This window comes from Phyllobacterium sp. 22552 (assembly GCF_052044585.1).
GTDB classification, from domain to species: Bacteria; Pseudomonadota; Alphaproteobacteria; order Rhizobiales; family Rhizobiaceae; genus Phyllobacterium; species Phyllobacterium ifriqiyense.
On sequence record NZ_JBQENG010000001.1, the window covers coordinates 438,008 to 450,589 of the forward strand.

General features: G+C 52.4%; 12 protein-coding genes. 6 read left to right on the forward strand and 6 right to left on the reverse strand.

Annotation, left to right across the window (positions count from 1 at the left end; translation table 11 throughout):
* Positions 1–61 precede the first annotated feature (61 nt).
* Positions 62–2,326: a TonB-dependent hemoglobin/transferrin/lactoferrin family receptor gene (locus tag ACTJI9_RS02200; RefSeq protein ID WP_440805713.1), complete on the forward strand. Its 2,265-nt coding sequence runs from the start codon at positions 62–64 to the stop codon at positions 2,324–2,326.
* Between the two features lie 53 nt (positions 2,327–2,379).
* Here ACTJI9_RS02200 and ACTJI9_RS02205 read toward each other — a convergent pair whose 3' ends face one another.
* Positions 2,380–2,724: a cupin domain-containing protein gene (locus ACTJI9_RS02205; RefSeq protein ID WP_115052565.1), complete on the reverse strand. Its 345-nt coding sequence runs from the start codon at positions 2,722–2,724 to the stop codon at positions 2,380–2,382.
* Between the two features lie 136 nt (positions 2,725–2,860).
* On the opposite strand from ACTJI9_RS02205, the gene ACTJI9_RS02210 reads away from it, so the two are divergent.
* Both ACTJI9_RS02210 and ACTJI9_RS02215 read left to right on the forward strand, forming a co-directional pair.
* Positions 2,861–3,607, forward strand: coding sequence for an AzlC family ABC transporter permease (locus ACTJI9_RS02210; RefSeq protein ID WP_337354520.1), 747 nt, complete (start codon positions 2,861–2,863; stop codon positions 3,605–3,607).
* The gene (locus tag ACTJI9_RS02215; RefSeq protein WP_307279148.1) at positions 3,607–3,900 is read left to right on the forward strand and encodes an AzlD family protein; all 294 of its coding nucleotides are present in this window, start codon (positions 3,607–3,609) and stop codon (positions 3,898–3,900) included. The genes ACTJI9_RS02210 and ACTJI9_RS02215 overlap by 1 nt, the downstream gene beginning before the upstream one ends.
* Position 3,901: 1 nt before the next feature.
* On the opposite strand, the gene ACTJI9_RS02220 is transcribed toward ACTJI9_RS02215, so the two are convergent.
* From ACTJI9_RS02220 to ACTJI9_RS02235, 4 genes are all read right to left on the reverse strand, one after another.
* Positions 3,902–5,740 carry an aminopeptidase P family protein gene (locus tag ACTJI9_RS02220; RefSeq protein WP_440806203.1) on the reverse strand — a complete coding sequence of 613 codons (1,839 nt, stop codon included), beginning with the start codon at positions 5,738–5,740 and terminating at the stop codon, positions 3,902–3,904.
* Positions 5,741–5,839: 99 nt separating this feature from the next.
* The gene (locus ACTJI9_RS02225; protein ID WP_440805719.1) at positions 5,840–6,589 is read right to left on the reverse strand and encodes a hypothetical protein; all 750 of its coding nucleotides are present in this window, start codon (positions 6,587–6,589) and stop codon (positions 5,840–5,842) included.
* A gap of 114 nt (positions 6,590–6,703) precedes the next feature.
* The gene (locus ACTJI9_RS02230) at positions 6,704–6,967 is read right to left on the reverse strand and encodes a hypothetical protein (protein WP_440805721.1); all 264 of its coding nucleotides are present in this window, start codon (positions 6,965–6,967) and stop codon (positions 6,704–6,706) included.
* Between the two features lie 82 nt (positions 6,968–7,049).
* On the reverse strand, positions 7,050–7,925 hold the full coding sequence (locus ACTJI9_RS02235) for a 50S ribosomal protein L11 methyltransferase (protein WP_115053243.1): 876 nt from the start codon (positions 7,923–7,925) through the stop codon (positions 7,050–7,052).
* A 114-nt stretch (positions 7,926–8,039) separates the two neighbouring features.
* On the opposite strand from ACTJI9_RS02235, the gene ACTJI9_RS02240 reads away from it, so the two are divergent.
* From ACTJI9_RS02240 to ACTJI9_RS02250, 3 genes are all read left to right on the forward strand, one after another.
* Positions 8,040–8,672 carry a DapH/DapD/GlmU-related protein gene (locus ACTJI9_RS02240; RefSeq protein ID WP_440805724.1) on the forward strand — a complete coding sequence of 211 codons (633 nt, stop codon included), beginning with the start codon at positions 8,040–8,042 and terminating at the stop codon, positions 8,670–8,672.
* Between the two features lie 86 nt (positions 8,673–8,758).
* Positions 8,759–9,241 carry a CreA family protein gene (locus tag ACTJI9_RS02245; RefSeq protein ID WP_440805726.1) on the forward strand — a complete coding sequence of 161 codons (483 nt, stop codon included), beginning with the start codon at positions 8,759–8,761 and terminating at the stop codon, positions 9,239–9,241.
* Between the two features lie 104 nt (positions 9,242–9,345).
* Positions 9,346–9,969, forward strand: a complete 624-nt coding sequence (locus tag ACTJI9_RS02250; RefSeq protein WP_440805729.1) for an N-acetylmuramoyl-L-alanine amidase — start codon at positions 9,346–9,348, stop codon at positions 9,967–9,969.
* 93 nt (positions 9,970–10,062) lie between these two features.
* On the opposite strand, the gene ACTJI9_RS02255 is transcribed toward ACTJI9_RS02250, so the two are convergent.
* Positions 10,063–12,504, reverse strand: a complete 2,442-nt coding sequence (locus ACTJI9_RS02255; RefSeq protein WP_115053246.1) for an ATP-dependent helicase — start codon at positions 12,502–12,504, stop codon at positions 10,063–10,065.
* Between the last annotated feature and the right edge of the window lie 78 nt (positions 12,505–12,582).

Here is a 12,582-nt window from a genome sequence, read left to right on the forward strand (position 1 = left end):
ACATCTCGCGATCGCCTATCGCAGGTCCAGCCAGCCAAGCATTCTCTCGCGGGGACTTGTTATGGTTTTGGGTAAGATTCTGTTTGCACGCCTTATGTGTGGTAGCGCCAGTACGATTTTGGCGCTTGGATTGGGCTCGGGGATTGCGGCGGCGCAGACCGCTCCTGCTGATGGCGAGAATATCACGCTTGCACCCATCGTTCTTAAAAACAAACCGGGCGGCGACGAAGCGACTGTCCTGACAAATACAGTTGACCGCGAAGTTATCCAAAACCGTATGGTCCAAGACTTTGAAGACCTCGGCCGACGGGTTGATGCAGGTGTTAATTACAATTCCACCTCCAAGAGTATCAACCTCCGCGGGCTGGATCAGAATCGCGTATTGACCACCCTTGATGGAATTCGTGTGCCATGGATTTCCGATCCACGCAGCACGCAAGGCGGGCTGGATACGTTCGGCTTTGACGGCCTTTCCAAGATCAACATCACCAAGGGTACGGATTCCAGCCGTTATGGCTCTGGCGCACTTGGTGGGGTTATCCAGATTCACACGCTGGACCCTGCCGATATTATTGGTGAGGGGAAGAATTGGGGTGTCTGGACCAAGGGCACCTATGATGATTCAAGCCGCAGCTGGCGGACAAATATTGCGGCTGCAACGCGCATCAATGACACTGAGTTGCTTGTTCAGGGCGGCTACACGACAGGTCATGAAAAGGACCGCATGGGTGATATTGGCGGTTACGGCGCCGGACGCACAGAGCCGAATCCTCTCGATGTCGACCAACGCAATTTGCTGGTAAAGCTCTATCAGAACGTCGAGGGTGGCCATCGTTTTGGTTTGACTGGAGAAATCTCCAATCGCGAACAGGACGGCGAGAACTTCATTGGCACAACGTCTTCCTATGAGCGTGGGAAATTCCAGTCGGGCGAAGAGTCAGAGCGTATCCGCATTTCGGGCAGCTATGATTATGTCGCGCCGGATAAAACCGGCTGGCTCGATGAGGCGCACGCCATCGCTTACTGGACCCGGCAGACTCTGAATAATACCACTGATGCAATTCGCCTGCGGGACAGCAGAGCGTCCATCATACCGCGTGATCCTTTCCGCTATGGCTATCCTTTCGGCATCTATAAGCGCGACAATGAGTTGGAGCTTGACGCTTACGGCTTTACCGGCAATGCGAGCAAGACTGTCGAGATTGGCAGCATTGAGCACAAGTTCCGTATTGGAGCGGAAATTTACCGCCAGGATCTCCATCAATATTCAGCGGGTGTGGACAATTGTCCGGATGTTGATTGGACAAGAATTCCCTCACCATTCGGCCCGCAATCGTGCAAAATGCTGCACTCGAATGCGTCCGATATGCCTGATGTGGAAACAACTGGATTTGGCCTCTATGTCGAGGACGATATCGAGCTTCTCAACGGCAAGCTGACGCTGACGCCGGGTGGTCGTTTTGACTGGTATGAGCACAGCCCGCAGTCGACAGCAGCTTACGAGAGGGGGCCGAATTATGATGGCGGCTTGCCTGCGTCAAACAGCGATTCCCGCTTCACGCCCAAGCTTCGTGCGACATGGCACGCAAATAATAATCTCGATTTCTATGCTCAATGGGCGCAGGGCTTCCGCATGCCCTCGGCGATGGAGCTTTACCAGAATTATGGCGCTCCCGGTTCCTATGCGAGAATCGGTAATCCGGACCTGAAGGCAGAGACCAGCAATGGTTTCGAAATTGGTACCAAATATGATGATGGCACCTATGCGCTGTCAGCCAGCATATTCAACAATTACTACCGCAACTTCATCCATGACGTGACCATCGCACCTCCCGGTGGCGAGTATCCGGTTGGTGGTATTACGGGCTATGAGAACCTTAGCCGCGTACAGATTTATGGTGCGGAACTGAGTGGGCGCGTGAACTTCGCTAATAATTGGACGACATGGACATCCATTGCGTTTGTTGAAGGCAAGGACACCAAGACAGATGAGTATCTGAACTCTATTCCACCAATCCGCGCCATTGTTGGTCTTGGCTATGCGGCTGATAGCTGGGGCGCCGATGTGTCCCTGACCATGGCTGCCAGACGCGACAAGGTAAGCCAGGGTGGTTTTGTTGCCCCAGGTTATGGCATTGTCGATACAACTGCCTATTGGGAGCCGAAATTTGCCAAAGGCATGAAGCTGCAAGTTGGTGTATTCAACGTATTCGACAAGAAATATTGGTCCGCAACCGACGTACCAGACAGCATCAACCTTGCTATAGCAGACCGCTATTCCGAAGTTGGCCGTAGCTTCCGTGTGTCGCTGACACAGAAATTCTGATTAAAATTGGCATGGCTCCCTGCCCAGGCGGGGAGCCGTACCGCATAATTAAGCTACTCCAGCCATTCAGTGACGAACACTTCATTGGCGTGAATATCGATCGTTTCCAGCGCGCCTGGTCCCAGATTTTTGAAATTATGCGGCGTGTTCGCCGGACACACCACGATTTGCCCTTCCTCGGCATCGATTATTTCCTCCCCCACCGTGAAGCGCGCCCGCCCTCTGCGTATGATGAAGGTTTCAGTATAGGGGTGTTTATGCAATCGCGGTCCGGCGCCGACGCGTTCCTGATTGTTGAATATAATCGACACATTGGTGCCATAGGGCTTGCCGGTAATTTCCCCATGCCAGCTTAGCGGGAGATCTTCCCAAACTTCCCTATTAATAATATGCGCCATGATTTCTCCTCCGCTCTTCAACTGGAAATCTAGAGAGCCGAGACATCACCGACAAGATGCGACCGTGTCTGAGATTGATGATAGCCATCAACAAAACTAACGTGACAGAATAAGCTCGGTGGCCTAGATGGGGGACATGGATGAACATATATATCAGCAGAAGCCATCGCAGGCTGTTCCAGTGAGCAAAAGCACGCAATTTTGGGAAGGGTTTGCCAAAGGGCTGCCGATCATGATTGCGGCCGCGCCATTCGGGGTATTGTTTGGTGCACTTGCGATTGATCAGGGCTTTTCCCTGTTCGAAACTGTACTTATGAGTGCTGCCATATTTGGCGGTGCCAGCCAAATGGTTGGAATTGAGCTGTTTGGACAGCATATCCCTGCTTGGCTTATCGTCTTTTCCATCTTCGCGGTCAATTTCCGACATGTTCTTTATTCGGCAGCGGTTGGCCGTCGTATCGGACATTTCAAGCCATTAGAAGCAATGCTCAGCTATTTTTTGCTGACTGATCCGCAATATGCTGAAACCGAAAAGCGTGCAGAGTCCGGAAAGCCGGTAACCTTCATCTGGTATCTCGGCGTTGCTACACCGATCTATGTAATGTGGGTCGTTGAGGCTTTTATTGGCGGGCTTTTTGGTAATCTCATTGCGGATACGCATGCGCTGGGTATCGATATGCTGCTTCCCATTTACTTCCTTGGATTGGTGATGGGTTTCCGCAAACGGACCAATTGGGGACCGATTGTCATTACCAGTGCCATTGCATCAATCATTGCCGCAAAAACCATTGGATCGCCCTGGCATGTCAGCATAGGTGCCGTCGCGGGTATCCTCATGGCGGTCATTCTTGCCAAGCCTGAGCCGGCAAAGGAAAAACGCTGATGTCATCGATTTTCTGGATCATTATTGCGGGCGCGGTTGCCACTTTTCTAACCCGCATAGGCGGCCATCTCGTGCTTTCGCGCTTTGAGCGGGTGCATCCACGCGTTGAAGTCGCGTTGAATGCAGTGCCGGCAGCGGTCTTGACGACGCTGGTTGCGCCCGCCGCGGCCAATGCCGATTGGCGAGGCCTTGTGGCACTTGCCATTGCCGGACTTGTGTCACTGCGCTTCAATGCGCTGACCATGTTTTTGATTGGCGCAGCAGTCATCATCCTGCTGCGCCAGTTTACCTGAATTATCCTTCGTGGCCGAATGGTTCTGTCGCATTGACGAGCCATTCGCGCGCTTCACCGCTGGTGTGAGGCAGTAATTTTTCCCGGACCTTGGCATGGTAGGCATCAAGCCATACCAGTTCTTCGCGAACAAGCAGGCTTGTATCGATGAGCCGCTTGTCGATGGGGCACAGGGTAATTGTCTCAAACCCCATCATCGGCAAATCGCCACCTTCAGGCACTTGTGGCTCCGTAACAATCAGGAGATTTTCTGTGCGTATGCCATAGCCACCCGGCTTGTAATATCCAGGTTCATTGGAAAGAATCATGCCCGGCAAGAGTTCCTGTGTGCCCCGCTTCGAAATATTTTGCGGGCCTTCATGCACGGAGAGGAAAGAGCCGACACCGTGCCCTGTGCCGTGGCCGTAATCATAGCCCTGTTTCCACAAAGCAATGCGGGCAAGAACGTCAATGTCCATGCCGCGCGTTCCTTTCGGAAAACGTGCGGTTGAAATGGCAATCATGCCCTTCAAAACCAGTGTGAACTTCTTTTTCATATCCGCTGTTGGCGTGCCAACCGGCAATGTCCGGGTAATGTCGGTTGTACCATCGCGATACTGGCCGCCACTATCAATCAAATAGAGCTCGCCATCCTGCAGCTTGCGGTTTGACTCCGTGTTGACGCGATAATGCGCAAATGCGCCATTTGGACCGGCACCGGAAATGCTGTCGAATGACAGATTCTCGAGCGGCATCTGGAAGCCTTGAGCAATCTCGTGGCGCGTTTCTTCGAGTTTGGTCGCAGCGTCGATTTCGTCAATCGTGCCCGGTGCTTGATGGTCAATCCATGACAGGAAGGACACCATGGCCACGCCGTCACGCTCATGCGATTTGCGTGCGCCTTCCAGCTCGGTTTTGTTTTTAATGGCACGCGGCAGGCGCGCGGGGTCGAGACCTTCGACGATTTTGCCGCCAGCTTTTTCGATGATCAGCCGCAGCTTTTCCGCTGCCAGCGCCGGATCGAGCATGACAGTGTGACCCTGTGCAGCAAAATCGGCAACGTCATTATCGAGCGTCGACGGCGCACGCAATGTGGCGAGCTGGGTCAAATAGGCTTCTGTTTCCATTGGCAGCTTGCGCTTGTCGATGAAAAGCAAGGGCTCGCCATTCGCGGGGATGAGTGCAAAGGCCAAGGGCAAAGGCGTATTGCTCACATCATTGCCGCGAATGTTGAACGCCCACGCAATGGAGGATGGGTCTGTCAAAATGGTCGCATCCGCTTTGGCTTTGCCGACAGCATCCGCCAATTCCTGCAGTTTCACCTTGGCAAGCTTGCCGGCATATTTTTCCGGCTGGATCGTCACTGCTTCAAGCGGCGGGGCAGGCTGATCGTCCCAGATAAGATCGACAAGATTATCCTTTACGGCGACGAGGCTGCCGCCATTTTTCTCCAGCGCTTCGCGCAAGGCTTTTGTTTCGCTGATTGTGTGCAGCCATGGATCAAAGCCGATGGTCAGCGGACGTTCAATACTGCGCAGCCAGACCGCAGGCGGCGTATCGATAAGGCTTTCAATCGTAAAGACGGAAGGGTCGGTTTGATCTGCCGCCTGTAAAGTGTAACGCCCATCGACGAAAAGATGCGCCTTGTTCTTCAACACCAGAACAACGCCCGCAGAACCGGTAAAGCCCGTCAGCCAAGCCAGACGTTGCGCGCGGGCAGGAACATATTCACCCTGATGCTCGTCTGCACGGGGCACGAGAAAACCATCGAGCTTCAAGCCTTCGAGTTCAGCTCGTAATTTTGCAACACGCGGTGCGCCGGTAGCTGGATTGCTGGACACCTCAAACGACTGGAACATGATGATATCGACCTCTTTTGTTTGGGTCGAAACCTATCTTCCCCATTTGCTCTGCGCAATGGAGCATTGAATTTAGCAACCGGTTTAATCGCTCGAGGTGTTTTAGTCTTTGAGTTCAAGCGGAAAGGGTGTGGGCTCCCAGTATTTTCGATATTTGAGACTTTTAATAGTTATGGCCTCTAATTCATGTAAGATTTTTGCCAATTCACGCCGGTCGCCTGCAATCAAAGCGGGATAAAATGTCGGGTTCCAGTACATCATGTCTTTGCGAAGCTCGACCTGTCGGTAGTCCGGTCCATCCATAATGCGTATAGCTTCTTCAAAGTCACCAAGAGCCGTAGCCATCATCAAGCGGGCATAATACTTAAATTCAAATGGTGTAAAATTATTCTCGTTCCGAGAAGCGAATTCGACCACTTCCTCCAGTTTTGTTATTTTGCGCAAAGGCACCAAGGCATCTTCAATAACACTCAGCATGATTTCCATATTTTCGGGGTTGTCAAAATGCCAGCCGCCAAAGAATGGCTTGATATCCATCTTGATAATAGCTTGTGCCCGCTCGTTGGTATCACCTTTAAGGTTGGAAAAAATTGGGTGAATAAGTCTTGTATTGCCCCAGCCATAGTGAAATCGGTCGATGCCCATAAAAATTATACCAACATCGATTGTTGGCGCAAAGATTTTTGGATTTCCGCTGCGAGCCAGATATACGCCACGGGTGAAGTGATTGATCGGCGTAAGTACGAGATGACGCCCTGCCAACGCCAGATCTGAATGGCGCTGGAGAAGCGGTTTAAGGGCCTGACGTACTTGTGCAACTGTCGTCATTCGAATGGTTTCACCCCACTTCATTCTTCAACAGCCTATGGATCGCAGTGCCGAAGAGCCAAAATTGGAGAGGGGGCCTGCGGTTCAGGCAACCTTGTCCAATAATTGTTGAACAATCAAAGAAATTTGGACAGTATTTTATGAGCTCTTCTCGGGAAAATGCACCACTGCAGTTTTAACTCCAGCCTTTTCTTTGGGATAGGAGCGAGAACGTGATGAAATGATTGGCACAAATCTGGTATCAATGCCAATATCCGCGACAAGTTCATTGTGCTGGCGAATTTGCATGCGGGGAAAGGTATTAAGTGGAGCCAGCCGCATATGTTTAAGATTGGTGCTATCTGCTGCGACTTGGTTTCTGAGGTGGTGGATTTCAGTCAGATAGGGAAAAAATGCGCTCATGAAATAAATCCTCGTCAAAGGTATATATTCCTATAACGAGATAAAGCTGTCAATTATACCAAAGAAGCATTTAGCCCATGGGTTAGTAAGTTGCGCGCGCTTTCAAATGCAGCGTTACCCAGCCTTCGCGGCGAAGGGTCTTCACGTGGAAAAGCCCCTGCACACGATAGGCGGCGAGTACTTTTTCGCGTTGGGTTTCCAGAATACCCGAAAGGATCAGCGAGCCGCCCCAGCCAAGATGTTTGCGCATTTCGGGCGCGAGCATCATCAATGGCCGTGCCAGAATATTGGCGACAATCAGGTCGAAGGGCGCCGAACCGCGCATCGCCGGATGATGGAAGCCGGTAGCTGTTTCGGTGCGAACCCGCGAAGCAACACCGTTCTTCACCACGTTTTCCCGTGCAACAGCAACAGCGACAGGATCGATATCTGTCGCCAGAACGGGAATAGGCGCGAGCTTTGCAATGCCGATGGCCAGAACCGCACTTCCTGTTCCAAGATCAAGCGCATTGCGTGGGTGTTCGCGGCGGATCACTTCGCCGATCATATCAAGACAGCCGGATGTCGTGCCGTGGTGGCCGGTGCCAAAGGCCTGTCCAGCATCAATTTCAATGCCGAGATCATTGATACGGCGCTTGTGGCGATCATGAGAGCCATGCACAAAGAATCGCCCGGCGCGCACCGGCTTCAAGCCTTCCAGTGAATGCGCAACCCAATCAATATCGGGCACCTGTTCGCGCTCTACCGGCCAATTCTTGCCAACGGTGTCGATCATGCGAGTTTCAATTTCTTCCGGTTCAAACGTATAGACCGAAACTTCATATATCTCGCGATCCTCATCGATCTCCGCTGAGGAGATTGGCAGGCCATCATCTTCGAAAGCATTTTCCAGCAAGATAAACAGCCGCTCGGCTTCGGCCTTGCCGGCAGTAATGAAAAGGCGGGTCTGGGTCGTCATGGGCGTTTGCTTTCGGAAAGGCATGTGTTGGCTACCCCTATCAGGATTTTCGCCATAGGCAACGGTGCATCATTTGTGCAAAAGAATTGCACTGACCTGATCCGGGAAACCGCAATGACTGAAACTGATGATCCTCGCTTTCTCAACCCGCAGCCGCGCATCCATCCGAGCGCGCATCTGAAGGGTGTCAAGCTTGGCAAATATGCAGAAGTGGGCGAGCGCGTCATCCTACGCGACGTTACCATGGGGGATTTTTCCTATATTGAGCGTCACAGTGAGGGCATATATGCCGATATTGGCCGGTTCTGCTCCATTGCTCCCAATGTGCGTATCAACGCTCTCGAACATCCTATGGAGCGGGTGACAACCCATAAAATCAGCTATCGTCCCAATGAGTTTTTCAAATTTCAGGGCATAGACGCTGATTTTCGTGCGCGCAGACAAAGCAAGCGCGTCAGCATTGGTCATGATGTATGGATCGGTCATGGCGCGGTTATCATGCCAGCAATTACTATTGGTCATGGCGCGGTCATTGGTGCCAATGCCGTCGTTACCAAAGATGTCGCGCCCTATATGATCGTAGCTGGAAATCCTGCAAGGCCCATTCGACCGCGCTTTTCCCAAGAGATAGCCATCCGCCTGATCAAGCTTGCCTGGTGGGATTGGCCGCATACGGTTCTGTTTGATGCAATTGCTGATATCCAGTCACTGAGCATCGAGGATTTTCTTGCCAAGTGGGAACGTTAGCAGTCCATCCTCGTTCTGGTTGCATTCCACCTGCTCAGTCCCCAACTGAGGCTTATGAGTTCTGCCACAATTTTCTGGAGATTTCGATGAAGCGTAGTCTTGCTGCCCTGGCTCTTTTGGCCGCCTCTATATTGCCCTCCCATGCGGAAGAGGTGGGTAAAGTCGGCGTCGATTGGCTGGGCAATGATATTGTCATTGATGCTGTGACGGATCCGAAAGTGCAGGGCGTCACCTGCCATCTCGCCTCGTTCTCACGCGGCGTCATTGATCGGCTGCAAAAGGGTAACTGGTTCGAAGATCCGTCCAATGCTTCTATTTCATGCCAGCAGACTGGTCCGGTCGTGATCGGTGATATTGAACTGGATGAGGGCGGCGAACGCGTGTTTTCGGAGCGCACCAGCCTGATCTGGAAGAAGCTCATTATCACCCGCATTTATGACAAGGCGAACAACACACTGATTTATCTGGCTCATGCCAGTCAGGTTCAGGATGGTTCGGCCAAAACATCCATATCCACAATCCCGCTATTTGCAGGCAATGTTACCTGGACAAAGGGCAAGCCGGAATAATTAGAAAACCTGAAAGGTGCCGCAGCAAGCGGCATCTTTTTCATTGACGAATAGGAATTAAAACTTATGATAGGCATGTTTGTGTTGTTTTAAGGAATTTTTTCATGAATTTTGCGGTTAAAAGCCACAGACTATATGTCGGATCCAGTGCGATTCCCCTCATCCCATCGCCCAATATTGGTGGGAAGCTTTCCCCGAAATTTCTGATCATTCACTATACGGCCAGCGGCCCGGATTCCGATATTGCCAGCTATTTCGCTAAAAAATCGGCCAATGTTTCGGCCCATTTGGTTATCCGCCGTGACGGGACTGTAAAGCAATGTGTTCCTTTCAATAGGATAGCGTGGCACGCGGGCAAAAGCCAATGGACGGGGAAAAATGGCGTGCTCTATTCCGGCTTGAACAATTCCTCGATCGGCATGGAAATGGAAAATTGGGGGCCACTCAAGAAAATTGAGGACCGCTGGATTTCATGGACGGGCGTTGATGTTGTTCGTTCCAAAATTATCGAGGCGCGCCATAAATTCGGTGTGCCGGATTGTGGCTGGGAGGTTTTCACCAAGGCGCAGATTGAAACAGCGCAAGCGGCAGCGCGGGCAATCTGCGCCGCCTATAAGATCGAAGATATCATAGGCCATGACGATATTGCTCCCGGTCGCAAATCAGACCCCGGACCCGCTTGGGACATGGCAGCATTCAGGGAGAGGGTAAGGGGAGGCGAACGATAAATTGCAATTTACAAAATCGATAGGCGTGGTTCGCTCTCCTGGCTTATCGAAAGAGATACCACGCACATTCTTTCAGCAACTTTACGTAGCTGGTCAAATCCCCTTCACGAAACTATCCAGCACGCGTTTTTGTCCGGCCTTGTCGAAGTCGATCGTCAGCTTGTTGCCTTCGATGGATGAGACATTGCCATTACCGAATTTGATATGGAATACACGGTCGCCAACATCGAAATTTGATGGCGTTTCACTGACGGATTTGGCGACGAGTTCACCATCAATCATGCGTCCTTTAACCGAGCCGCGCCCTGCGCCATGGCCGGAATCCGTCTCGCCATAGCCTATTCGCTCCACACGTGCGCCCGAGCGCGAGCCCCAATTATTGCGTGTGGCGTCAGAACGGTTTTGCTGGGCTCTTTGCCAACCGGGCGTTGAGTAGCTGTTTTCAAACGGGTCGGCGCGATCAAAGCGCGATTGGCCGTAGCCGCCGCGCCCGCCATATCCACCATAGCTATCGCCACCGGCGATTACTTCAACATGCGCTTCGGGGAGTTCTTCAAGGAAGCGGGAAGGGATGGTGGATTGCCACAGACCATGGATACGGCGGTTGGAAACAAACCAGATATGCAGGTTTTTCTTGGCGCGCGTCAGGCCGACATAGGCAAGACGGCGCTCTTCTTCCAGCCCAGAGCGTCCCCCTTCATCCAGCGCACGCTGATGCGGAAACAGACCCTCCTCCCAGCCGGGAAGAATGACCGTTTCAAATTCCAGCCCCTTTGCCGAGTGCAGCGTCATGATGTTTACAGCATCAAGATTTTCGTTCTGCTCAGCATCCATGACCAGCGCGACATGCTCAAGGAAAGAGCGCAGTGATTCATATTCTTCCATAGAGCGGATAAGCTCTTTAAGGTTTTCGAGGCGACCCGGCGCTTCGGCTGAGCGGTCTGCCTGCCACATGGCGGTATAACCGGATTCGTCGAGAATCTTTTCCGCCAGTTCCGTGTGGGGTACGGAATCAATTTGCGACTGCCAACGCCGGAAATTTTCCACCACTTCGCGTAAAGCCGAGCGCGGTTTGGGCTTCAACTCCTCAGTTTCAACAAGATCTGCGGCTGCATCAAGCATGCCGATGTCCTTGGCGCGGGCATAATCATGCACCTGCCGGATTGCAGCTTCGCCAAGTCCGCGCTTGGGATTATTGATAATGCGCTCCAGCGCCAGATCGTCGGAACCCTGCGCAACAACGCGGAAATAGGCCAGCGCATCGCGTATTTCCATGCGCTCGTAAAAGCGTGGACCACCGACAACGCGGTAATTCAGACCTAGCGTGACAAAGCGGTCTTCAAACTCGCGCATCTGAAAGGAAGCGCGCACAAGAATGGCAATATCATTGAGATTGTGGCCTTTGCGCTGCGCTTGTTCGATCTCTTCGCCGACTGCCCGAGCCTCTTCCTCGGAATCCCAGCCGGCATGCACATTGACCTTGGCATCTTCCGGGTTTGGGGCATCGGTGAAAAGCGTTTTGCCAAGCCGTCCCTCATTATGGGAAATGAGATGTGATGCGGTGCCAAGAATATGCGCGGTAGAGCGATAATTGCGCTCCAACCGGATCACGACTGCGCCCGGGAAATCCTTTTCGAAGCGAAGAATATTGTCTACCTCTGCCCCGCGCCAGCCATAGATCGATTGGTCGTCGTCGCCAACGCAACAGACATTCTTCGATCCCTGTGCGATCAGGCGCAGCCACATATATTGCGCGGTATTGGTGTCCTGATACTCGTCGACGAGAATATAGCGGAACTTGGCGTGATATTCCTTGAGGATATCGGGATAGGCGCGGAACATCCGGATTGGATGGCATAGCAAATCGCCAAAATCGCAGGCATTCAATGTTTTCAGACGGTTCTGGTAGGCGGTGTAAAGTTCTCGGCCCTTACCATTGGCAAACGACCGGGCATCGCCTTCAGCAATTTCGGAAGGTCCGAGCCCTTTGTTCTTCCAGCCATCAATCATCAAGGCAAATTGTTTGGCGGGCCAGCGCTTGTCGTCCAGCCCTTCCGCCTGAATGATCTGCTTGATCAGCCTTATGACATCATCCGTATCCAGAATGGTGAAATCGGAGCGCAACCCCACGAGTTCCGCATGGCGGCGCAATAGCTTGACGCCGATGGAGTGGAACGTGCCGAGCCATGGCATCCCTTCGACAGCACCGCCGACGAGAACGCCAATGCGCTCCTTCATCTCGCGTGCTGCTTTATTCGTGAAGGTGACGGCGAGTATCTGGCTTGGCCAAGCTTTGCCGAGCGAAAGGATATGCGCAATACGGGAAGTCAGAACCCGTGTTTTGCCAGTGCCAGCACCAGCCAGAACGAGTACAGGCCCTTCGGTGGTTTCAACCGCCAGTCGCTGTTCGGGGTTAAGTCCATTGAGATAAGGTGGTGCACTACGCGCCTGCATGGCGCGTGCAGCTATGCCCGAAGGCTGGCGGGGCGCATCAGGTTCGTCGAAAAACGGAATATCGTCAGGTAATCCAGACATTTGAACCCAATGTAGTGATTCGGTACCGAAAAACCAGAAAAATGCGATACAAAAAGAGAACAATTGCAATTAGCCCCC

Coding starts and splice junctions, on each gene's coding strand:
- ACTJI9_RS02200 (WP_440805713.1), top strand. CDS start 62: ATGGTTTTGGGTAAGATTCTGTTTGCACGCCTTATGTGTGGTAGCGCC.
- ACTJI9_RS02205 (WP_115052565.1), bottom strand. CDS start 2,724: ATGGCGCATATTATTAATAGGGAAGTTTGGGAAGATCTCCCGCTAAGC.
- ACTJI9_RS02210 (WP_337354520.1), top strand. CDS start 2,861: ATGGATGAACATATATATCAGCAGAAGCCATCGCAGGCTGTTCCAGTG.
- ACTJI9_RS02215 (WP_307279148.1), top strand. CDS start 3,607: ATGTCATCGATTTTCTGGATCATTATTGCGGGCGCGGTTGCCACTTTT.
- ACTJI9_RS02225 (WP_440805719.1), bottom strand. CDS start 6,589: ATGAAGTGGGGTGAAACCATTCGAATGACGACAGTTGCACAAGTACGT.
- ACTJI9_RS02230 (WP_440805721.1), bottom strand. CDS start 6,967: ATGAGCGCATTTTTTCCCTATCTGACTGAAATCCACCACCTCAGAAAC.
- ACTJI9_RS02235 (WP_115053243.1), bottom strand. CDS start 7,925: ATGACGACCCAGACCCGCCTTTTCATTACTGCCGGCAAGGCCGAAGCC.
- ACTJI9_RS02240 (WP_440805724.1), top strand. CDS start 8,040: ATGACTGAAACTGATGATCCTCGCTTTCTCAACCCGCAGCCGCGCATC.
- ACTJI9_RS02245 (WP_440805726.1), top strand. CDS start 8,759: ATGAAGCGTAGTCTTGCTGCCCTGGCTCTTTTGGCCGCCTCTATATTG.
- ACTJI9_RS02250 (WP_440805729.1), top strand. CDS start 9,346: ATGAATTTTGCGGTTAAAAGCCACAGACTATATGTCGGATCCAGTGCG.
- ACTJI9_RS02255 (WP_115053246.1), bottom strand. CDS start 12,504: ATGTCTGGATTACCTGACGATATTCCGTTTTTCGACGAACCTGATGCG.